19 protein-coding genes and 1 riboswitch are annotated in these 21,541 nt (G+C 53.4%); of the genes, 16 read left to right on the plus strand and 3 right to left on the minus strand.

Annotated features, from left to right (window positions below):
- Positions 1-286: 286 nt before the first annotated feature.
- The 10 genes from PGRAT_RS08410 to PGRAT_RS08450 all read left to right on the plus strand — a co-directional run bounded on the left by PGRAT_RS08410 (position 287) and on the right by PGRAT_RS08450 (position 11,304).
- Complete coding sequence (locus PGRAT_RS08410; RefSeq protein ID WP_025703402.1) at positions 287-1,372, plus strand: response regulator; 1,086 nt, start codon at positions 287-289, stop codon at positions 1,370-1,372.
- A gap of 79 nt (positions 1,373-1,451) precedes the next feature.
- Positions 1,452-2,765 carry an ABC transporter substrate-binding protein gene (locus tag PGRAT_RS08415; RefSeq protein ID WP_025703401.1) on the plus strand — a complete coding sequence of 438 codons (1,314 nt, stop codon included), beginning with the start codon at positions 1,452-1,454 and terminating at the stop codon, positions 2,763-2,765.
- Between the two features lie 99 nt (positions 2,766-2,864).
- Entirely contained in the window at positions 2,865-3,749 is an 885-nt protein-coding gene (locus tag PGRAT_RS08420) for a carbohydrate ABC transporter permease (RefSeq protein ID WP_025703400.1), read from the plus strand.
- Positions 3,746-4,573 (plus strand): carbohydrate ABC transporter permease, encoded by an 828-nt coding sequence (locus tag PGRAT_RS08425; RefSeq protein ID WP_025703399.1) that lies wholly within the window; start codon positions 3,746-3,748, stop codon positions 4,571-4,573. The genes PGRAT_RS08420 and PGRAT_RS08425 overlap by 4 nt, the downstream gene beginning before the upstream one ends.
- A gap of 218 nt (positions 4,574-4,791) precedes the next feature.
- Positions 4,792-6,792 (plus strand): beta-galactosidase, encoded by a 2,001-nt coding sequence (locus PGRAT_RS08430; protein WP_025703398.1) that lies wholly within the window; start codon positions 4,792-4,794, stop codon positions 6,790-6,792.
- Between the two features lie 371 nt (positions 6,793-7,163).
- Positions 7,164-7,270: riboswitch (guanidine-I (ykkC/yxkD leader) on the plus strand.
- A 62-nt stretch (positions 7,271-7,332) separates the two neighbouring features.
- Positions 7,333-7,677, plus strand: a complete 345-nt coding sequence (locus PGRAT_RS08435) for a DMT family transporter (RefSeq protein WP_025703397.1) — start codon at positions 7,333-7,335, stop codon at positions 7,675-7,677.
- Between the two features lies 1 nt (position 7,678).
- Positions 7,679-7,993 (plus strand): DMT family transporter, encoded by a 315-nt coding sequence (locus PGRAT_RS08440; protein WP_025703396.1) that lies wholly within the window; start codon positions 7,679-7,681, stop codon positions 7,991-7,993.
- 587 nt (positions 7,994-8,580) lie between these two features.
- Positions 8,581-9,192: a hypothetical protein gene (locus PGRAT_RS33115; protein WP_052415704.1), complete on the plus strand. Its 612-nt coding sequence runs from the start codon at positions 8,581-8,583 to the stop codon at positions 9,190-9,192.
- A gap of 136 nt (positions 9,193-9,328) precedes the next feature.
- Complete coding sequence (locus PGRAT_RS34880; protein WP_425311851.1) at positions 9,329-9,697, plus strand: transposase; 369 nt, start codon at positions 9,329-9,331, stop codon at positions 9,695-9,697.
- 743 nt (positions 9,698-10,440) lie between these two features.
- Complete coding sequence (locus PGRAT_RS08450; RefSeq protein WP_025707260.1) at positions 10,441-11,304, plus strand: aldo/keto reductase; 864 nt, start codon at positions 10,441-10,443, stop codon at positions 11,302-11,304.
- 88 nt (positions 11,305-11,392) lie between these two features.
- On the opposite strand, the gene PGRAT_RS33125 is transcribed toward PGRAT_RS08450, so the two are convergent.
- Positions 11,393-12,160, minus strand: coding sequence for a hypothetical protein (locus tag PGRAT_RS33125; RefSeq protein ID WP_156124056.1), 768 nt, complete (start codon positions 12,158-12,160; stop codon positions 11,393-11,395).
- Between the two features lie 35 nt (positions 12,161-12,195).
- On the opposite strand from PGRAT_RS33125, the gene PGRAT_RS34885 reads away from it, so the two are divergent.
- The 5 genes from PGRAT_RS34885 (at position 12,196) to PGRAT_RS08480 (ending at position 17,904) form a co-directional block, all read left to right on the plus strand.
- Positions 12,196-12,309 (plus strand): family 1 glycosylhydrolase, encoded by a 114-nt coding sequence (locus PGRAT_RS34885; protein ID WP_162165105.1) that lies wholly within the window; start codon positions 12,196-12,198, stop codon positions 12,307-12,309.
- A gap of 352 nt (positions 12,310-12,661) precedes the next feature.
- Positions 12,662-14,122, plus strand: a complete 1,461-nt coding sequence (locus PGRAT_RS08465; protein ID WP_025708502.1) for a PTS mannitol transporter subunit IIBC — start codon at positions 12,662-12,664, stop codon at positions 14,120-14,122.
- Between the two features lie 98 nt (positions 14,123-14,220).
- Positions 14,221-16,308, plus strand: a complete 2,088-nt coding sequence (locus PGRAT_RS08470) for a BglG family transcription antiterminator (protein ID WP_025708501.1) — start codon at positions 14,221-14,223, stop codon at positions 16,306-16,308.
- A 16-nt stretch (positions 16,309-16,324) separates the two neighbouring features.
- Positions 16,325-16,759, plus strand: a complete 435-nt coding sequence (locus PGRAT_RS08475) for a PTS mannitol transporter subunit IIA (protein ID WP_020432921.1) — start codon at positions 16,325-16,327, stop codon at positions 16,757-16,759.
- On the plus strand, positions 16,759-17,904 hold the full coding sequence (locus tag PGRAT_RS08480) for a mannitol-1-phosphate 5-dehydrogenase (protein ID WP_042266384.1): 1,146 nt from the start codon (positions 16,759-16,761) through the stop codon (positions 17,902-17,904). The genes PGRAT_RS08475 and PGRAT_RS08480 overlap by 1 nt, the downstream gene beginning before the upstream one ends.
- 306 nt (positions 17,905-18,210) lie before the next feature.
- On the opposite strand, the gene PGRAT_RS08490 is transcribed toward PGRAT_RS08480, so the two are convergent.
- Complete coding sequence (locus PGRAT_RS08490; protein WP_042266385.1) at positions 18,211-19,074, minus strand: anti-sigma factor; 864 nt, start codon at positions 19,072-19,074, stop codon at positions 18,211-18,213.
- Complete coding sequence (locus PGRAT_RS08495; RefSeq protein ID WP_025709231.1) at positions 19,046-19,654, minus strand: RNA polymerase sigma factor; 609 nt, start codon at positions 19,652-19,654, stop codon at positions 19,046-19,048. Before PGRAT_RS08495 ends, PGRAT_RS08490 begins: the two co-directional genes overlap by 29 nt.
- A 714-nt stretch (positions 19,655-20,368) precedes the next feature.
- Between PGRAT_RS08495 and PGRAT_RS08500 the strand changes: the two genes are divergently transcribed.
- Positions 20,369-21,538, plus strand: a complete 1,170-nt coding sequence (locus PGRAT_RS08500; RefSeq protein WP_025709230.1) for a COG1470 family protein — start codon at positions 20,369-20,371, stop codon at positions 21,536-21,538.
- Positions 21,539-21,541 lie beyond the last annotated feature (3 nt).

Here is a 21,541-nt window from a genome sequence, read left to right on the forward strand (position 1 = left end):
AATGAACTATATCAATTGAACTTGAAATTTTTATGAATGAGGGAAAAGTGTCGGAGTGGAAGTTTGGAACTGGAGGAGCGGTAGCGACCGCCTGAGAGCTTTCCGCAGGAAAGCTGGCTTCGTAAGCATATGCTTTATGTTTGGATTTCTACCGCAGACAGCGGAATAAAATCAGGAAATCCAAACATAACAGCGGCCGGAAGTCCAAACATTCCGCGCAGACAGGGCAGAACCTGAATTATTGGATTTTCATGTTCAATTTATAACCGAAAGGAATGAACCGACCATGATAAAAGTGCTGCTCGTGGATGATGAGAGCTGGAACCGGGACATTGTGCGGACGTTCGGCGCATGGGCGGAGCTTGGAATGGAGATTGCCGGCGAAGCCGAGGACGGGCGGGAAGCGCTGCGCCTGATCAGTGAGCTGTCGCCGCATATCGTAATCACCGACATGCGCATGCCCGGCGCGGACGGCGTGATGCTGATGAATAATCTTCATGAGCGGAACCCGGAGATCAAAGTCATTGTAGTCAGCGGCTATGATGATTTCAAATATGCCCGGAATGCCCTCCGGTACGGGGCGGTGGATTATCTGCTGAAGCCGATTGACCCCAAGGAATTGAACGCTGTGCTGGACAAATGCCGGAGGGAACTGGAGGAGGCCGGCAGAGGGCAGAGCATATATGCGCTGGATATTGATGTGTCGTTGTGGCTGTCCTCTTACAAACAGCGGATGCGTGTGCATTTCAACGAATTGAATGCCGAGGGGGTAAATTCGGTCCTGCAAGGGATTGGCAGAGAGCTGGAGCATGAGGGCGTAAAGGGGCCCGGCGTCTTCCGGCAGGCGGCAAGTGAAATGCTGCTGCTGCTGAAGGAGCTCATCCGGGGAAACGGTCTGGAGGAAGACTTATTGAAAGCGGAGATTCCCCATACGGCACTTGCATCGGCAGAGAGCGTATCAGCATATCTGACAGAGCTCTATGAAGCAAGTCTTGAGCAGCTCATCGGGCAGCGCAAGTTCAAAAACAAGCTCAATCTGGAGGAAGTGAGGTTGTATATTGACGGGCATTTTGCTGAGGCGGTAACGCTGGACGGGCTGGCGAGAGCTTTTTTTGTCAGCAAGGAATATTTAAGCAAAGTGTTCAAGCAGGAGTACGGCTGCAACGTCACGGATTATATTCTCGGGCTGCGGATGGACAAAGCCAGGGAGTGGCTGGCCGATGAAAATATTCCAATCAAGACCGTGGCTGAGCTTGCAGGATATGAGGATGTCGGCTATTTCTACAGGGTATTCAAAAAGCATTTCGGTGTAGCTCCAGGGGAAATGCGCAAGCAGAAATCCGGTTTAAAAATGTCCAATCCGGAAGGGTAATTCCGTCCAATTAAACGCTTTCATATTCAGGATACAATGAAAGCGTAAACAAAACACAGACATTGGGAGGTCTTACAGCATGAAAAAGATGAGCCAAGGGTTACTCGTCACATTCCTCGCCGCTGCACTTCTTGCAGGCTGCGGCAGCAATAACGGCGGAAATGCAGGCAATGCAGCCGGAGACGATGCAAGCACCGGCAGCGGAAGTGCCAGCGCCAAAAGCGTCACACTGAAGATGTTCATCGCGCAGCCGCGCTTCAAGGAGCAGTATGACAACTACATCGCCGAGTTCGTGAAGAAAGAGAAAGCGGACAAAAACATCGATGTCTCCGTACAGCTGGAAATGCCAACGGCGGACAATGCTTCCCAGATTCTCAAGACGCGGCTTGCTTCGAATGACGCGCCGGATATTTTCGCCATCCATGCTGTCAACGAAATCCCGTCCTATTATAAAGCCGGATATTTGGAGGATCTGACCAGCCAGCCGTTTGTCGGCAAGCTGCTGGACAGCGTGAAGCCTTCAGTGACCACTACAGACGGCAAGGTTGTGGCGCTGCCGCTGGAAACCCTCTCCTGGGGTTATCTGTACAATAAAAAAATCTTCAGCGAGCAGGGACTGACTCCACCGACGACTCTGACCGAGATGAAGACAGTCATCGGGAAGCTCAAAGCCAACAATGTAACCCCATTTGTCCTCTCCTATAAGGAGTCCTGGATTCCGCAGCTGGTGCTGCCGCTGGCAGTGGGCGGGATGATGAAAACCGAAGATCCTGAATTCGTGAACAAGATGAACAAGGACGAAGGCTCCTTCAGTGAAATGAAATCGGCGATCTTTGATGTATTCGATCTGATCAATGAGAACGGCACAGCCAAAGCCACTGAAGTCGGCGGTGATGACGGAGCAGCAGCTTTTGCCGCAGGCAAGGGGGCGATGTGGCTGATGGGCCCATGGTATGCCGAAACGATCCTTAAGTCGAACCCCGATTTGGACTTTGGCGTAGCTCCGCTGCCGATTAACGACAACCCGGAGGCAACGCTGATCAATCTCAGCGCTTCAACGTCGCTGGCAGTGTCTCCAACCAGCAAAAATAAAGAAGTCGCACTTGATTTCCTTAACTATGTGCTGGACGACCAGGCGTCCAACGGGCTTTTCCAGGCGATGAAGTTCAATCCGGTATCCACCGTTCATACCTATGAAAGCTACCCTTGGATCACTGAAGCTACCACCTATGTCAAAGCAGGCAAGTCCGTACAGGACCCGGCCATTCCGCAATCGGTCAAAGATGAGGTGGGCAAAGGGCTGCAGGCATACTACGCCGGACAAATGTCGCAGGATGATGTGCTGAAGGCACTCGATAAAGCGTGGAAATCCTACAACAAAGTGAATAAATAAGCTGCGGCAGACGATCAGGGATGGAAGAGCGGTTGAACCCCATTTTCCTCCATCCCTGTTTGCTGCTGCCCACATCATAGAAGGAGAGGGGCGGATACTGTGCCGGTCAAGAGCTATAAACATATTGTTTCGCTGCTTGCTTTCGTCGCGCCCGCATTTATCATCTACTTATTGTTTCTGCTGATCCCCACAATCGGCGGCATGTACTACAGCTTCACGGACTGGAACGGCCTGAACCGCAATTATTCTTTTATCGGACTGGGTAATTTTATTGAAGCGCTTCGTGAAGATCCCGATTTCGTGCATTCGCTTATGTTTACGCTTAAATATGTGCTGTTCATGATTGTCCTGCAAAATGTATTTGCGCTGGTGCTTGCCGTGTTCATTGAGACGAAAACCAGAACCAAAGGCTTCTTCCGCACCCTCTTTTTCATGCCGAATATGATCAGCACGATTATCAGCGCCTTTATGTGGACCTTCGTGTTCTCCCAGGTGCTGCCGCAAATTGCGGAGAAAACGGCCATGTCCTTTCTGGACCAGCTGTGGATCGGCGATCCCAAGGTATCCTTTTATTCGATCATAATCGTATCGCTGTGGAATGGCGTCGGCTATATGATGATTATATATCTGGCTGCCCTGCAGGGTGTGCCGCAAAGCCTCAAGGAAGCCGCCGTTATCGATGGTGCCAGCCCGTTTCAGACGTTCCGTAAGGTAACGCTGCCGATGATTACGCATGCAGTGACCATCTGCTTCTTCTTAACCCTGAACGGAGCATTTAAAGTGTTCGAGGTGGTCTATGGCCTCACGGGTGGCGGCCCGGGGCGCAGTACGCAGGTCATCACGATGAATATTTATGAAGAGGCATTCTCCAACAACTTCCGCTACGGGTATGCCAGCGCCAAATCGGTGATTCTGTTCGTCATTATCCTGATCTTCACCTTCATCCAGATTGGTGTCATGAAACGAAAAGAGGTGGAAGCATGAGACTGAGAAAAGGAGCTTCGCTGTTCATTACTTTGTTTCTGTCTATCGGTGCCGTCATTTCCTTCTTCCCGATCTATCTGGCGATCATCAATTCCGTGAAAACCCAGGGCGAGATGTTCACTTCCTTTATAGCGCTGCCGACCAAGCTGCATTTCGAGAACTACAGCCAGGCTTTTGATAAAATCAACCTGCTGCACAGCACGCTCAACTCGGTGATTGTGTCTGTGATCGGGATTGGAGGCATTATCTTCTGTGCTGCCCTGGCCGGCTATAAGCTGTCCCGGACCTCCGGAAGGCTTAGCGCAGCGATCTTCTCCTTGTTCATCGCTTCGATGCTGGTGCCGTTTCATTCGATCATGATTCCGCTGACCCGGATGGCCAAATCCCTGCATGTCAGCGGCAGCACCTACGGCCTTGCCCTGATCTATATCGGTCTTGGGGTAAATATGGCAATTTTCCTGTATCATGGCTTTGTGAAGTCCATTCCCCGCGAATTGGAGGAAGCGGCGCGCATTGACGGCTGCGGTGAGTTCCAGACCTTTTTCCGCATCATCTTTCCGCTGCTGCTGCCGATTACCGTAACCATTGCGATTCTCGACTTCCTGTGGATCTGGAATGACTTCCTGCTGCCGCTGCTGATGCTTACGGATGCCAACAAATACACGCTGATCCTGTCCACGAATACTTTGTTTGGGGAATACAACAAGGAGTGGTCGCTCATTCTGGCCGCACTGGTGCTGACCGCACTCCCAGTCATTGTCATCTACGGGTTCTTCCAGAAGTTTATTATGCAGGGGATCGCCGAGGGAGCAATTAAGGGCTGAGTCTGAGTGATATAAGGTGAACCTCAAATTTTAAAATTGGGTTTGGCCGTACTGCGGGATTGTTTGGACTTCCTGATTGTACCCGCGATTTGCGGTAGAAATCCAAACCTTGCCTATGCTTCCGAAGCGAGCTTTCCAGCGGAAAGCTTTTAGGCGGACACTGCCGCTCCTACAGTTCCAAACGTCTAATGCATCCACGAGGGAGGAAAAGAACAATAATGAATCAACTTCGCTACGGCGTGGCCTATTACGACGAATATATGCCTTGCGAGAGGCTCGATGAAGATATTGCCATGATGAAGGCGGCGGGCATCAACACAGTCCGCATTGCTGAATCCACCTGGAGTACCCATGAGCCGCAGAACGGCGTGTTCGACTTCACCTCGGTTGACCGGGTGCTGGACGCGATGCATGCGGCGGGGATCGCGGTGATCGTCGGAACACCGACCTATGCCGTACCCGCATGGCTGGTGAAGGAGCACCCGGGTGTCCTGGCCGTAACGCCCAAGGGACCGGGTAAATACGGCGCGCGTCAGATAATGGATATTACCAGTCCCGCCTATCTGTTCCATGCGGAGCGGATCATCCGCAAGCTGATCAGCCGGGTCTGCAAGCATCCGGCGGTGATCGGCTACCAGACAGACAATGAAACCAAGCATTACGAGACGGCCGGAGACAATGTACAGCTGCTGTTCGTCAAATATATGCGGGAGAAATTCGGAACACTGGAAGAGGTCAACCGCCGTTTCGGGCTGGACTACTGGAGCAACCGGATCAACAGCTGGGAGGACTTCCCTTCGGTGGTGGGCACCATTAACGGCAGTCTCGGGGCGGAGTTCGCCCGTTTCCAGCGCGGGCTGGTGACGGATTTTCTGGCCTGGCAGGCGGCACTGGTGAACGAGTATAAGCAGCCGGGGCAGTTCGTCACGCAGAACTTTGATTTTGAATGGCGGGGGTATTCGTACGGAGTGCAGCCATCCGTCGACCACTTTGCCGCCGCAGAGGCCTTCGATATTGCCGGCGTGGATATTTACCATCCCTCGCAGCACGAGCTGACCGGAACGGAGATCGCCTTCGGCGGCGATATGGCCCGCTCGCTGAAGCGCAGCAACTACCTGGTGCTGGAGACGCAGGCACAGGCTTTTCCCCACTGGACTCCATATCCGGGGCAGCTCCGTTTGCAAGCCTTCAGCCATCTGGCCTCCGGCGCGAATATGGTAGCCTACTGGCACTGGCACTCCATTCATAATTCATTCGAGACGTATTGGAAAGGGCTGCTCAGCCATGATTTCAAGCCGAACCCGGTGTATAACGAGGCAATTACGATTGGCAGGGATTTTGCACGTTTGAGCGGATCGCTGTTCGGCCTGCACAAGAAGAACAAGGTTGCTGTAATGGTCAGCAACGAAGCCCTGAGCGCAATGGAGTGGTTCAAGCTGCCGGATGGCAAGAACTACAACGACGTCGTGCGCTGGCTGTATGACGGGCTGTACCGGATGAACATCGAATGCGATTTCATTCAGCCGGGCTATGCCGGGCTGTCCGAGTACAGTCTCATTATTGTCCCGGCGCTGTATGCGGTCTCCGATGAGGCTTTGGAGCGTCTGAATGAATACGTAAGACAAGGCGGCCATGCCGTGTACTCGTTCAAAAGCGGGTTCGCGGACGAAACCGTCAAGGTGCGTACCACTGTCCAGCCGGGGATCATCAGCGAGGCCTGCGGGATCGGCTACAGCCTGTTCGTGACACCGCATGAGGTGTCGCTGAAGAGCGAGAATGCGGCAGTCTGCGCCGGAGACAACCGCGTGGAAGCGTGGATGGAGCTAATAACGCCGACGACGGCGGAGGTGCTGCTCCGGTACGATCATCCGCATTGGGGCCAATATGCCGCAGTGACCCGGAACCGTTACGGCCAGGGGAGCGCGACCTATATCGGCTGCATGACAAGCCCGGAGCTGGCAGGCAGCATCCTGAGAGCAGCGGTGCAGGAGGCCGGATTATGGGGGGCGGACCAGGAGCTGGCTTTTCCGCTGATCGTTAAGACAGGCATCAATCCGCAGAACCAGACGGTCCGCTATTACTTTAATTACTCTGACTCGCCGCAGTCACTGGTTTATCCGCACGGCCCTGCGGAAGAGCTGCTGTCGGGACGGGAGTTTGCCCCGGGAGAGGAACTTGAGCTGGCTCCTTGGGGAGCAGCAATTTTGCTTGAGCATTAGGCATACAGAGTGTTTGCTGAATGAGCCCGGACATAGCAGTCACGGGAGTGAACCTCGATAATGATGCGGATGAAAAAGTCTATATGATGCTGATGAGAGTACTATGAACCGAATCAACAAATAATACTGCTGAGTAAGTCTCTAAATAGTGCTGCCGATAGCACCGACAGTGCTGCTGATAGCTCCGATAGTGCTGCTGATAGCTCCGATAGTGCTGCTGATAGCACCGACAGTGCTGCCGATAGCTCCGATAGTGCTGCTGATAGGCGCATTCGAAATGCTGTCCGCAGATGGGACTGGAATTGCTGAACAAACTAGGGGTTGCCTTTCGCCCGGGAATTTGCTAACATACGATGTAACTTAATAATTCTTTTTTAGTTTTCTAGGGTTCCGCGGCGCATTTAGGCTGGCAGGTCCGAGGGAAAACGCACGGAGTAATAATTCCGTGTCAACACGGAGGGATAAAAGCCCGGGAGGTATCGTCATTGGACGATGGCCTTCCGGGCTTATTTGTTTGGAATCAGAGGAGGCGATTCAATCATGAAAAACAATAGCGCATGGTTCAAAATTGCAGGTGCCGCCTGCTTGGAGGTAGTGTGGGTAATCGGGCTGAAGCATGCTTCGGTTCCCTGGGAATGGCTGATTACGGGACTGGCGCTGCTGGTCAGCTTCTATACCATAATCGTAGCGAGCAGAAAACTGCCGGTAGGCACGGTGTATTCTGTATTTGTTGGATTAGGCACGGCAGGTACTGTTCTGGCAGATATGCTCTGGTTCGGTGAACCGTTCCGATGGATCAAATTAGTACTTATATTGGTGCTGCTGGCCGGAGTCATTGGATTGAAGCTTGTTACCGGAAATTCCCATACAAAGGAGGTGTCATAACATGGACTGGCTGATGCTAATTGCCGCAGGCTGTTGTGAGATGCTCGGAGTGGCTATGCTCGGAAAGCTGCAGTTGAACCGCAATTGGCAGACCCTCTGCCTGTTTCTGCTGGGTTTTGGCGGCAGTCTGCTGCTGCTGTCACAGGCGATGAACACTCTCCCGATGGGAACGGCCTATGCAGTATGGACAGGAATTGGCGCTTCCGGGGGAGCGGTGCTCGGTATGCTTCTTTATGGGGAGGAACGCGAATTACGGCGGATTATCTGCATTGTAATGATTCTCGGAGCAGCCGTCGGCCTCAAGTTATTAGGCTGATTTGCTTGAAGGCCATGAGGTGGATATGCTGGCGTTTTGCAGGGTGCGGAAGCGGACGACAATTGCAGAGTGTAATAGGGAAGTGAACCACGATTGCAGTGGGCAACAGGGAAGCGGACGACGATTGCAGAGTGTAATAGGGAAGCGGACGACGATTGCAGAGTGTAATAGGGAAGCGGACGACGATTGCAGAGTGTAATAGGGAAGTGAACCACGATTGCAGGGGGCAACAGGGAAGCGGACGACGATTGCAGAGTGTAATAGGGAAGCGATTGACGATTGCAGGGGGTAGCAGGGAAGCGAACCACGATTGCAGAGTGTAATAGGGAAGCGAATGACGATTGCAGAGTGTAATAGGGGATCCAAGTTGGATTTTCTCCACTTAAATTTACCCAAAAGCTATCTGCAGGAGGGATTAGTGGGAAAAAGTAAACTTAAATTACACGAATTCCCCCGAAAAGGGGAGGATGGGTCGATTTAGTTATCCTTTTTCTACGGCTGTTGATTAACCAAAAAAATGTAGAAAAAAGGCCGCCGATTCGGTAAAGTGTTTGTACCCCTACAAACATCCGAGACGAGGCGACCTCATGAAAAAGTCTACTTCATTATCGAACATTCTGCAATCGGTGATTCCCCCGGAACGAATGAAGCCAATCCTGGAAGAACTGGGATATATCGATGTTGCTAGAAAATTTACCGTGTACGATTTGTTCTTATTTCTTAGTGAAGCGGCCTTCCAGCAATGGCGCGGGTACCGCGATGGCGAGCAGCAAATGGCTCATTACGGTCAACGAGCGGTGGACCACTCTACCCTCTCCAAAAAAGCGAAACAGGTTCCGTTTGCACTCTTCAAGCGTTTGCTGGCAATCATGATTGAGCTGTGCAATCGCAAAACGAAGCGTTCCCTTGGCATCCCAAAAGAACTGCTTGTCGTCGACTCCACTCAAGTCACGGTGGGGATGGGCCGACTTCCTTGGGCTCCCATTCGCGGGCAAAAATCCGGGATTAAACTCCATGTCGCAATCATAGCGGACCGGAGGGAATTGCATCGGGTAACGGAGACCACAGGAAATGAGCATGATCTCAACAGTTGTGCGGAGCTCATCGATCCGACACGCATTCTGGTCGCGATCGTTCTTACGGAAAACACAAGTTTTTCGACGCTTACGACATGCAAATCGAGCGTCAGTATTTTGTGATCCGGCTTCGGGACAACACGACCTTTCATGATCCCGTTCCTAGAATACGTAAGAAACCGTTCACGGGAAGCATTGAACAAGATCTGACCTGCCAGCTTGGAAAAAACAAGGCCCTTTCCGAGCGACGTTTCGAGTGGTGATCTTGCGAGATCCGAAAGGCAACCCCGTCATCTTAGCAACGAATTTGCACTGGCATTCGCCTGAGAAAATCGCGGAGATTTATCGAAAACGTTGGCAGATCGAAGTATTTTTTCGCTGGATTAAGCAACAACTGAATGTTCCAAGATTATTTGGGACCACGCCAAATGCGGTATATGGACAGCTCTATACGGCTTTATTGGTGTACGTTCTGCTCAAATATCTGTTTGACCAAGGGAATGCTTCGGTCCATAGCACCGCAAAACTAACATTCGCCGAATTCGATCGGTTATTTCGCCTACAATCTTTGCCGCTCGAATGGAGGGTGTTCCTATCCTGTAACTTAAATTTCCTAAATATAGGTTAATCAACAGTCGTATCCTTTTTCCAACTAACGCTTGCGGGGAGCGGGATAAGCGAGAATTAAGTTCACTTTTTCCAATAAGGTTTGCTATGGAGGATAGCTGGTTGCCAGCTTCACTTACAGTTTGCTCCAGTTCGCTAGAATTACAACAGTTCGCTACGGTTCACTCTACACCCTAGAATTACAACAGTTCGCTACGGTTCACTCTAGCACCCTAGAATTACAACAGTTCGCTACGGTTCACTCTAGTGCTCTAGAATTACAACAGTTCGCTACGATTCACTCTAGTGCTCTAGAATTACAACAGTTTGCAACGGTTGGCTCCAGTTCGCTAGAATTACAACAGTTCCCTACAGTTCGCTACAGTGCTCTAGAGTTTCAACAATTCCCATAAATTACCTGTAATTCCCAGGCGTTCAGAGTATTATTAAGCTAGGTGCTGCTGGAGAGGCTGGCGATAGAGAACGGATTTAGTGTGTGGGTGGAGATTACCGTCCTTCGGCCGAACCTTCCCCATCCGCTGCAAAGAGAATGGACGCTATTTTGGATTGTGTAGAGGTTCCACTGTATAATAGCTGTCATAACCAGACTGTTGGCGCATACTTTCGGATAACCATAGCAGGCTATGCGGCAGCAGTTTTCACGAAATGGATACCTGTACGATGTTTCGATTGAGGCAACATGGTAAGTATATATAGTAGGTATAATAAGGTAATCCAATCTAATGGTTAAGGGAGACTTTGTTCATGAACACCAATATATCCGGTACTATCGCACTCAAGGACGGAACTGCTGTGACAAAAATGGGCCAGGGAACCTGGAACATGGGCGACAGCACAGCCACGCGTGATGAGGAAATAGCTGCTCTCAGGCTGGGGGTGGAGCTGGGCATGAATCTCATTGATACCGCCGAAATGTATGGGGACGGCCGTTCCGAAGAAATGGTGGGTGAAGCCATCCGGGGCATCCGGGATCAGGTTTTTCTCGTCTCCAAGGTGCACCCGGATAATGCCGGTCTGGACCGGATTACCCGCAGCTGTGAAGAAAGTCTGAAGCGTCTGGGAACGGATCATCTGGACTTGTACCTCCTGCACTGGCGGGGGAAAATCCCGCTGGAAGAGACGGTTAAGGGAATGGAACAGCTCGTAGCCTCCGGTAAAATCGCCCGCTGGGGCGTATCCAACCTCGATACCGGGGATATGAAGGAGCTGCTGCGCATTCCTGGCGGAGACCGCTGTGCTGTAAATCAGGTCCTCTATCATCTCGGCTCACGGGGCATTGAGCATGAGCTGCTGCCATGGCAGCGTACCCACAAGATCCCTGTAATGGCTTACTCGCCGCTGGCCCAGGCAGGCACGCTCCGCAAAGGGTTGGCGGAGAATGAGACCGTACAGGAGATAGCACAGAAACATGGGGCAACCCCGTTGCAGATCATGCTGGCCTGGAGCATCCGGGAAGATGATGTAATTGCCATCCCCAAAGCATCGAGCCGCGAGCATGTCACCGAAAACGCCGCAGCCGCGAAGATCCGGCTGAGCGAAGAGGAATGCTGGAAGCTTGATGATGCTTTTCCGCAGCCGGCCTGGAAGGTACCGCTGGATATGATTTGAGTTTGGTTGTGCAGAGGCTGTCCCGGGAGTTTCGGGACAGCCTTTTTTGCTTGGGGCGGGAGGGGAAACAACGGCAAAAGTGCCGTTGTTAAGCGTGCCGCGGCCGGAAAAGCTGGAAACAACGGCAAAAGTGCCGTTGTAAAGCACGCCGCGGCCGGAAAAGCTGGAAACAACGGCAAAAGCGCCGTTGTTGAGCGCACCGCGGCCGGAAAAGCTGGAAACAACGGCAAAAGCGCCGTTGTTGAGCGCACCGCGGCCGGAAAAGCTGGAAACAACGGCAAAAGCGCCGTTGTTGAGCGCGCCGCGGCCGGAAAAGCTGAAACAACGGCAAAAGTGCCGTTGTAAAGCACTCCGCGGCCGGAAAAGCTGGAAACAACAGCAAAAGCGCCGTTGTTGAGCACGCCGCGGCCGGAAAAGCTGGAAACAACGGCAAAAGTGCCGTTGTTAAGCACGCCGCGGCCGGAAAAGCTGGAAACAACGGCAAAAGCGCCGTTGTTGAGCGCGCCGCGGCCGGAAAAGCTGAAACAACGGCAAAAGTGCCGTTGTTAAGCGCGCCGCGGCCGGAAAAGCTGGAAACAACGGCAAAAGTGCCGTTGTTAAGCGCACCGCGGCCGGAAAAGCTGGAAACAACGGCAAAAGTTCCGTTGTTGAGCGCACCGCGGCCGGAAAAGCTGGAAACAACGGCAAAAGTGCCGTTGTTAAGCGCGCCGCGGCCGGAAAAGGAGGAAACAACGGTAAAAGTGCCGTTGTTAAGCGCGCCGCGGCCGGAAAAGCTGGAAACAACGGCAAAAGTGCCGTTGTTGAGCGCACCGCGGCCGGAAAAGGCGGAAACAACGGCTGGCCGATCTATCCGCAAGGGTTTTAAGCCGTTCTTGGAGCCGCATTCATGAATTGTATGGAGATATTCCGGTTTATATTACGGGAAATGGTGCATGCTATAATGACGAGCCGGTGGAGGGTATAGTGGCGGATCAGAAAAGGGCTGCACGATCCGGTTTGGCCTGATCCATGTGGATCAAGACACTCGCAAGAACAAAGAAGGCCAGCTTCTACTGGTACCAGATTACGGTTGCGAATAACGGATTTTACATTTGAATAATGAATCTGACGGCGGAGGCCTTGCAGTAAAATGCAGGCTTCCGTTTTTGTGGATTAGGTCGTTCGGAGGATAAAAAAAGCCGGTAAATAGCCCTTTGGCAGGAACTCTTAAATGTTGTCAACAATGTTCATGACGAAACCGTGTTTTCAATTTGCTGACAAAGAAAGCGCTTTGATTTACGATGACTGCATAAGGGATAACCTTTCAAAGAGCTTCAAGATGGGGCATCCCATTCACTAACATAAGGGGGCATTTAAAATGGCCACAACAGCAACAACGCAAACTTCATCCGGTGGCGTAAGGGTGAAGGTTCAACAATTCGGCCGCATGCTCAGCGGTATGGTTATGCCGAATATCGGCGCTTTTATCGCCTGGGGGTTAATTACGGCTTTGTTCATTCCGACCGGCTGGTTACCCAATAAAGATCTGGCAATGCTGGTTGACCCAATGATCAAGTTCCTTCTGCCGCTGCTTATTGGTTACACAGGCGGACAGATGGTCAATGGCAAGCGCGGCGGTGTCATCGGTGCGATTGCGACCATGGGGGTTATCGTCGGGGCAGACATCCCAATGTTCCTTGGAGCTATGATTGTCGGGCCATTGGCGGGTTGGGTGCTGAGAGTCTTCGACCGTGCAGTTGAAGGAAAAATCAAAGCAGGATTCGAAATGCTGGTCAACAATTTCTCGCTCGGGATTATCGGCGGTATTTTGACGCTGGGAGCCTACAAAGGGATCGGGCCGCTGGTTCAGGGACTGACCAATATTTTATCTGACGGTGTTGAATTTCTTGTCAATCACAACCTGCTGCCGCTGGTTAACCTCATTATCGAGCCGGCAAAGGTATTGTTCCTGAACAATGCGATCAACCACGGAATTCTGAGTCCTATCGCTGCCGAAGAATCGGCGCGGATCGGGAAATCCATCCTGTTCATGCTGGAATCCAACCCTGGACCAGGTCTTGGTATCCTGCTTGCTTACTGGCTGGTTGGCAAAGGTTCGGCCAAATCATCCGCACCGGGTGCGGTAATCATCCACTTCCTCGGGGGGATTCATGAAATTTATTTCCCGTATATCCTGATGAATCCGCGTCTGATTCTGGCAGTCATCGGCGGCGGTGTAAGCGGTACCTTTACCTTCCAGCTTCTGGGTGCGGGACTTACCTCTTCACCATCGCCGGGCAGTATCTTCGCTTACCTTGCAATGACGCCTAAGGGCGGTTATGGACCGATGTTTGCCGGTGTTATTGTAGCAACCGTTGTTTCCTTCCTGATCGCTGCACTTCTGCTTAAGACCAGCAGCAAGAACAACGAGGAAGAAGTGGATCTGGAAGAAGCGTCTGCCAAAATGCGCGATATGAAAGCTGCTGGCACTTCGGCTAACAACTCAAATGCAACTACAGCGAATGTAATCTCTCCTAATGTAGCAGCCAACGTACGCAACAAAGGAGATGTCAACAAGATCGTCTTTGCTTGCGACGCAGGGATGGGCTCCAGTGCAATGGGCGCTTCCGTTCTGCGGAAGAAGCTCCAGAATGCAGGCGTCAACATTACGGTTGTGAACTCTGCGGTCAGTGAAATCCCTGCGGATGCTGACATTGTAGTCACCCAGAAAACGCTGACGGAACGGGCGATTGCCAGCAATCCGAACGCTGAGCATATCTCGATAGACAACTTCCTGAAGAGTCCGAAATATGACGAGCTGGTGGAACGTTTGAAGTAAGGAAGCTGGGTCGATCTGTATACAGCTAAATTAGGAGACAAACGCTGGACCTCAGGCAGGCCAGCGTTTGTCTCCAGTTAAGGCGAGGGACACAGGTTATGAAAAAAATTACCGCAAGACAGCGCCAGATGCTATGGATTCTCTTAGGTGTGAAGGAAGAGATCACTGCTGCTGAAATCGCCGGGTCGACTGGAGTGAGCGTACGGACGGTTCACCGGGAAATGGAAGATATTGAGCAGCTGCTGGGGGATTTCGGGCTCGATCTGATCAGGAAATCAGGAAAGGGCATCGCTTTGAGCGGATCTGAGGACGCTCTTGCGGAGCTGCGTCTGTTTTTGCGGGAAGAAAAGCCTGCGGAGTATTCCGGGGAGGACCGCAAAATCTATGAGCTGTGCACGCTGCTGGAAGCTGAAGAGCCGGTGAAGCTGTTCACGCTGGCCCATTCGCTCAAAGTAACGGTAGCGACGATCAGCTATGACCTGGATGAACTGGAGCCGTGGGTCCGCAAATTCGGTCTGGAGCTGGTCCGAAGGCGGGGGTACGGTGTTGAGATTGCAGGTCTGGAAGCCGACAAGCGCCGGGCCATCTGCCGGCTGGCTGCCGAGCACCTGGACCTGTCTGATCTCGTAGGGCATGCGCCGCGGAGCGAGAGCAATCCGGTTTTCCGCCTTTTGCTGACTACCGTCGGCAAAGGCCGTCTGATGACGGTGGAGAGCATACTGTGGGACATGGAATGGAAATGGACCGCGGAGCTCCCCGAAATCGTTTACATGGAAATGCTGCTGGGGCTGGCTGTAACCACCCGGCGGATCGAGATCGGCCGGGGGATCGAGATCGGCCGGGGGATCAAGAGTGGAGAAGATGCTGGATTCTCCCGGGTATCCGATCACCTCAGCATAGCCGGAGCAGAGCAGTTCGTGAAACGGCTGGAAGCGGCACTCGGACAGGAGTTTGCCCGCGCAGAGATTCTCTACATGGCCGGATTGTTCGACCGGGTACAGGAGTCGTTCTCCTCAAGCGGAATCGCTTACGGCGATATTGAGCTGATGGAGATTGTATACAGGCTGACAGAGAGTGTGGCGAAACGCACGGGGCTGCCTTTTCAGCGGGACCGTTCGCTGCGCGAAGGATTGCTGGAGCATATGGACCCGGCGCTGAAGCGTATCCGGGAAGGCACGCGTATCCGAAATCCGCTGCTTGGGCCCATCCGCAAGGATTATGATTATTTATTCACGATTGTCCGCGCGGCTGCCCAGGATATCGGGCTTGAGCTGACGATTCCGGACGAAGAGATCGGTTTTTTGGTCATGCATTTTGGCGCATCCACGGAGAGGCTGAACCAGCTGAAGCGCAGTGTCCGGGCGATTCTGGTCTGTGCCAGCGGCCTTAGCTCCTCCAGGCTGCTCGCCACAAGGCTGGCCAAGGAGATGCCGCAGATTGAAGTGCTCGGCAACATCTCCTGGTATGAGGCCGCGCGTCTGCCCGGTACGGATTATGATCTGATCATTTCAACCATCGACCTGCCGATCGGCAAGGAACGCTATATCAAAATCAGCCCCCTGCTCACAGGGGAAGAGATAGAAAAGCTGCTGAGTTATATCCAAAATATCACGCTGAAGAACCGGGAGCCGGCTTCACCCGGCGAGTCTGATCAGCCTGTCCGTGAGGAAGCCGCGGCGCTGGACCGGCTGAAGAGCTACAAGGGAATTCTGGATGAGGCGGTCAGCCTGCTGGAGCGGTTCCGCTTCCATCCGCTCGACAACACCGGCCTGTCCTTATCCCGTACGCTGGCCGGTATGCTGGAGCTTTTGAATGGCAGCGGCGTGGTTGGTGACGCGGATATCCTGCTGGAGCGCCTGCTGGAGCGGGAGCGGATGGCCAGCCAGGTGATCCCGGATACAGGGCTTGCGCTGTTCCATACCCGGAGCAGCCATGTCCATATGTCCTCCTTGACCCTATACAGGCTGAGTCAGCCGGTGCTGCTCGAGGGCGGGACCGAGGTCCGCGTCATTTTGCTCATGCTGGCCCCGCGCAGGCTGTCTAAGGAGAGTCTGGAGGTGCTCAGCGAGATCAGCGCCCTGCTGCTGAATTCGGAGCTGGTCAAACTGCTGGAGGAACGGACCGAGCCCGAGATCAGGCGATATTTATCGTCGGAGCTGCTTCATTTTTTCGAAAATAAAATGTGAAAGTGAGAGGAAACATATGAGCATACTGTCTGAAAACAAAGTGATTATGAACGGTGCCGCCAAAGATAAATACGAAGCGATCACCATGGCCGGAAAGCTGCTGGTCGATGCCGGACATGTAACAGAGGAATATGTGCCAAAGATGCTGGAGCGCGAAGAGGTGGTATCCACCTATATGGGCGGAGGGCTGGCGATACCCCATGGCACCAAGGAAGCCAGACCTTTTATCAAATCCACCGGGCTGTCGGTCATCCGTTTTCCGGACGGTGTGGATTTTGGCGGGGATGAGCCTGCTTTTGTGGTCATTGGCATTGCAGCCGCCGGAGACGGGCATATGGAAGTGCTGACGAATGTGGCAATGATTTTTACGGAAGACGATGCAATTGAACGGGTGATGAATGCCCCTACTCCGGCTGATGTCATTGCGATCTTTGAAGGAGGACTGGAGTAATGAAAGCGGTCCATTTCGGTGCAGGCAATATCGGCAGAGGTTTTATCGGCTTACTGCTGTCGCAGGCGGGGTATAAAGTATGCTTCGTCGATGTTAATGAGGCTTTTGTCTCCCAGCTTCAGGAGCGTAAGGAATATCCGGTGACATTGGCCAGTGAAGGACAGGAAACCGTGGTCGTCAAAAATGTGACTGCGCTGAGCAGCGTGACCCATGCAGAGGAAGTGGCGGCGGCCATTGCTGAAGCCGATCTCGTCACGACGGCTGTCGGAGTAACCATTCTTAAGCATATCGCCGGTGTGGTCGCGGAAGGCATCCGCAGACGGGTGGCCGTCTCCTCCGCTCCGCTGCATGTCATTGCCTGCGAAAATGCCATCGGCGGCAGCGCCCAGCTCAAAGAGCTGGTATACGCCAAGCTGGACGGGGAATCCTGTGCCAAAGCGGAAGCCTCCGTAGCCTTCCCGAACGCGGCTGTAGACCGGATTGTACCGCTGCAGCAGCATGAGGATATCCTGAAGGTCGTGGTGGAGCCATTCTATGAATGGGTGATTGACTCTTCGCAGATGATTCCCGGATATGTGCCTGTAGAGGGAGTTCATTATGTGGATAATCTTGAGCCGTACATTGAGCGCAAACTGTTCACAGTGAACACGGGGCATTGCTCGGCTGCTTATTTGGGGTATCTGCGCGGCTATGAGACGATCCAGCAGGCCATGGCCGATGAAGCCCTGACTGCACAGGTCCGCGAAGTGCTGGAGGAAACCGGCGCGGTGCTGATTCAGAAGCATGGATTCGATGAGGCGCAGCACAGCAGGTATATCGACAAAATCCTAGAGCGCTTCCGCAATCCTGCGCTGACGGATGAAGTGTCCCGTGTCGGCCGTTCGCCGCTGCGCAAGCTGTCCCCGAATGACCGCCTGGTCTCCCCGGCAATGCAGGCGTATAACAGAGGACTGGGCTATACGGCGCTGACCCGTTCCATGGCGGGAGCTTTACTGTTTGATGTGAAGGATGATCCTGAAGCTCTTGAGCTTCAGGCTGCCGTTGCAGAGCTTGGCACCGAAGCCGCTGTAACGAAATACACGGGTATTGCTGCAGATCATGCGGTACACCAGTCCGTAATGAAAGAATATGCGAAATTAAAATAAAATTTATCAATAGGGGGTTTGCACTTCAGCCGGCTCATGCACCGGCTGAGGCGCAAACCCCCTTTGCTGTGAACAGAGTCCTGGTGTAGGGAGTCCCGCCCGCGGCTCTCGCTGAACTAAATGGCAAGCCTCCAGCGCCTCCATCAAGGAAATTCATTGCGTGTAATGCAGCAGAATGCATTTTTACGTGCTGAAATATCAGCATTCGATCCTGCAAATTCATCCTCATGCTTATATTTGCATCCTCTAGGGGGCCACGCGGCGGGATGAATGTCTACTGTATGGAATGCAATCAAGCTAAACCTTTTACCGCTTAAGCAGATGCACCCAAGCAGCATCCGGAGAAGTTGGGCTGAGGCTGCCGCCTGTCGGCTCCACCGTCAGCGCGATGTTGTCTGCTTCCCGCAGCTGGCTGCCTTTTACATACAGATGGCCCTTGGCATCTTCAATCTGAACCAGTCCCAGCGTATTCCGGCTGCCGTTCTTAACGGCCCAGGCCTGGATGGACTGGCCGTCGCCGAGCGCGACATCTTCGATCAGCACGAACAGTTCCTGGGAGCTGCCGTTGTACCAGACATTCCCGGAGAACTGGTCCCTCCGGCTCCAGTCCAGCGGGTAGGCAACCGTCTCCGGCCTGCTCAGCACCGCCATAGCCTGGGGCTCATAGCTGCTCACATAGCGGTTGCGCTCCGAGCGGCCGCTCTGCTCCGTCCCGAACAGCCCGAGCAGCATGATACCCACTGCGCCGCACAAGGCGAGGGCCGCAGCCCCGCGCCGGTAGGCCGGACGAAGGCCTTCGACTCTGTGCCGCCATCCCGTCCAGCGGACGCGGCGTCGTAACCTCCGCCGCACTGCACTTGACGGGTAGAGGGGGGCCTGCTGCTCTGAAGAGCCGCCGATGTGCCCGTCGCCGGCAGAGCTGTATCCGTCCGCGGGTCTTGCCGGCTGCGGGGCCGGAGACGGTTCTGCCAGCAGCGGCAACCAGGTGTCATAAAGCTCACGGCAGGCGGGGCAGTGTTCCAGATGGAAGCCCATCTCTGCGCGTTTGCTGCCTTGTATGTCATTGCCGATCCAATCGATCCATTCCTCGCCGCTGTAATGGCGGAAGGGGACACGCGAGCCGCTGCCGCTGTACGAAGGCTCAGGATTTTCGTTTTTGTAACGGTTCATGGGGGATGTCTCCTTCCGGCTGCTCGATCCAGCCTTGCTTAATGAATTGCCTGCGCATATTGGCAACACCGTATTTTATCCATGATTTCACCGTGCCCAGCGGGACGCTCCAGGAATCTGCAAGCTCCTGATGCGTGTGGGCGGCATAATAGGAGCCGAGAATCGCTTTTTTCTGGTTGGCCGGAAGAGACTGCAGGGCATGACCCAGCGCTTCGCATTGCAGCTTGCGCACCGCGGCATCTTCCTGCGGCCCGTCCTGATCCCGGAGCTGAGTCTCGGGATTGGCGAGCGGTTCGGTGCGGGCCTTGCGCCGCTGCCTGTCGATGCAGCGGCTGCGGGTCATTACCGCCAGCCAGGCTTTGACCGTGCCGCGTGAAGCGTCGTAGGCTCTGCCTTTTCGCAGTACCTCCAAAAAAATATCATGGCAGATATCCTCCGCCTCCATCCAATCCTGTGTCTGCCGGTAGGCGATCTGCATGACGAAAGGCGCATAGCAGCCATAAAATTCGTCAAACGCGGCTGTGGAGCCTTCGCACATTTGCGCCAGTGCTGCGGCCATCGCCTCGTTGTGGGGGTCCATCGCTGTTTCTCCTCCCTTTGCAACATCCTCGGACTATATGCCGTTCAATTTCTCTCAAAATCTATTGTCCGAACATATTAACCAACCGATTCGAACTCAATTCCAGCTCCATCAAGGTCCATTTCAACCTGGCTCCAACTCCATCCGCCCCCAAAACACACCTTGAATTCCAGCTCTGTTCCGTCTATACCGGGTGCTGTTCCAGCGTCAAATAACCACTCTTTGGGATTGTCCCTGCCAACTGAAGGCCAAGTGGAATTAGTACAACTATTTCGCTTGGAATCCGTTCCTCAGCAGCGTTAGTGGGATTTTGTACACTTGGTGTTAGAAAAATCAATACCTAAGCAGCGATTCACTCCATTTAGGTGTGCTTTTTCCAACATAAAGTCATCTGGAAGCCAGAAGGCCCGAATTAGGTTTACTTTTTCCACTTAGGCTGGCCCGGCTCGGCATTTATGCGACTGAGCTATTGGCAGCCCGACGGTCTGGATAATATAGCTTGAGCTTGTGGTTTTTGCTATTTCGGGACTGGCCGCTTCCGCCACTTTTTCCTGTTCGCCTGCCATAGTCCCGCTGTAGTCTTTGCCCTTTTCTTCTTTTTACCACTAAAATTATTCTTTTTAAAGACCTCAAAAAATTTATTTTCCGGAGTAAATCCAAAGGCGGCTGCCGTTCGTATCTTTATCGGATGAACTACCGAAGGAGGAGTTATTGATGTTAAAACGATGCGGTAAACCGCTGGCGGCACTGCTGATCCTGCTGCTGTCCGGCCTGGTGTGGAGTTCAAATGCAGGACTGCCTGAGGCGGCGGCTGCGGGAACGGTGGAGCTGTACACACCTTATGTCGAGCTGTCTGCGGCACCGGGTGAATCTGTGACCTATCCGGTGGATGTAATTAACCACGGCACGTCTACAGCCAAGGTGGGGCTGTCCTTTGACGCAGGGGGAAACTTCTGGAAGTATGAGCTGACGGCCGGAGGGCGGCAGGTTCAGCAGCTCGCTGTCAAGGGCGGAGAAACACAGAGCGTGAACCTGCAGCTTGAGGTACCGCTGAAGATTAACAAGGGAAGCTACACCTTTGCTGTAAATGCTCCGGGGCAGGATTCGCTGAAGCTTAAAGTCAACGTATCGGAGCAGGGGACCTTCAAAACCGAGCTGGCCGTCGACCAGTCCAATATGGAAGGCCATTCCGACACCACCTTCACATACAGTGCGGTGCTGAAGAACCATACCGCACAGAAGCAGTCCTACGCGCTTGCCGCACAAGCGGCGGACGGATGGGATGTGCGGATCAAGGCAGACGGCAACAGTGTGACTTCTGTTGCGCTGGAGGCCGGAGCAGAGAAGAATATCAGTATCGAAGCCAAACCGCCGGAACAGGTAAAGGCGGGCACCTATAAAATCCCGGTAACGGCGACTAGCGGAGCGACCAATACCCAGGCTGAACTGGAAGCGGTTGTCACCGGGACCTATGGGATTCAGCTCAGCACGTCCGACAATCTGCTGAGCACAGATGTAAAGGCTGGCGGGGAACGGCGGATCAATCTGGTGATTACGAACACAGGCAGCGCTCCGCTTGAGGATGTATCCCTGACTTCGCAGGGTACGCCTACGGGCTGGGAGGTTTCCTTCGATCCTTCTACCGTCCGTACGATTGCGCCGGGAGCAACCGCGACCACCCAGGCCGTCATCAAATCCAGCAGCAATTCGCTGCCGGGGGATTACGTGGTCACGCTCAGCGCCGCTTCCGCAGCCAAATCAGCTACGGCCGATATGCGGGTTACAGTAAAGACCTCTGTATTCTGGGGCTGGATTGGCGTGTTGATTATTGCCGCTGTCATCGGCGGAATCTATTACCTGTTCCGCAAATTCGGAAGACGGTGATGT

This window comes from Paenibacillus graminis (assembly GCF_000758705.1).
Lineage (GTDB): Bacteria > Bacillota > Bacilli > Paenibacillales > Paenibacillaceae > Paenibacillus_AQ > Paenibacillus_AQ graminis.

Coding starts and splice junctions, on each gene's coding strand:
- PGRAT_RS08465 (WP_025708502.1), top strand. CDS start 12,662: ATGGCCACAACAGCAACAACGCAAACTTCATCCGGTGGCGTAAGGGTG.
- PGRAT_RS08495 (WP_025709231.1), bottom strand. CDS start 19,654: ATGGACCCCCACAACGAGGCGATGGCCGCAGCACTGGCGCAAATGTGC.
- PGRAT_RS08450 (WP_025707260.1), top strand. CDS start 10,441: ATGAACACCAATATATCCGGTACTATCGCACTCAAGGACGGAACTGCT.
- PGRAT_RS08500 (WP_025709230.1), top strand. CDS start 20,369: ATGTTAAAACGATGCGGTAAACCGCTGGCGGCACTGCTGATCCTGCTG.
- PGRAT_RS08430 (WP_025703398.1), top strand. CDS start 4,792: ATGAATCAACTTCGCTACGGCGTGGCCTATTACGACGAATATATGCCT.
- PGRAT_RS08480 (WP_042266384.1), top strand. CDS start 16,759: ATGAAAGCGGTCCATTTCGGTGCAGGCAATATCGGCAGAGGTTTTATC.
- PGRAT_RS08415 (WP_025703401.1), top strand. CDS start 1,452: ATGAAAAAGATGAGCCAAGGGTTACTCGTCACATTCCTCGCCGCTGCA.
- PGRAT_RS08490 (WP_042266385.1), bottom strand. CDS start 19,074: ATGAACCGTTACAAAAACGAAAATCCTGAGCCTTCGTACAGCGGCAGC.
- PGRAT_RS08435 (WP_025703397.1), top strand. CDS start 7,333: ATGAAAAACAATAGCGCATGGTTCAAAATTGCAGGTGCCGCCTGCTTG.
- PGRAT_RS33115 (WP_052415704.1), top strand. CDS start 8,581: ATGAAAAAGTCTACTTCATTATCGAACATTCTGCAATCGGTGATTCCC.
- PGRAT_RS08470 (WP_025708501.1), top strand. CDS start 14,221: ATGAAAAAAATTACCGCAAGACAGCGCCAGATGCTATGGATTCTCTTA.
- PGRAT_RS08410 (WP_025703402.1), top strand. CDS start 287: ATGATAAAAGTGCTGCTCGTGGATGATGAGAGCTGGAACCGGGACATT.
- PGRAT_RS08425 (WP_025703399.1), top strand. CDS start 3,746: ATGAGACTGAGAAAAGGAGCTTCGCTGTTCATTACTTTGTTTCTGTCT.
- PGRAT_RS08475 (WP_020432921.1), top strand. CDS start 16,325: ATGAGCATACTGTCTGAAAACAAAGTGATTATGAACGGTGCCGCCAAA.
- PGRAT_RS08440 (WP_025703396.1), top strand. CDS start 7,679: ATGGACTGGCTGATGCTAATTGCCGCAGGCTGTTGTGAGATGCTCGGA.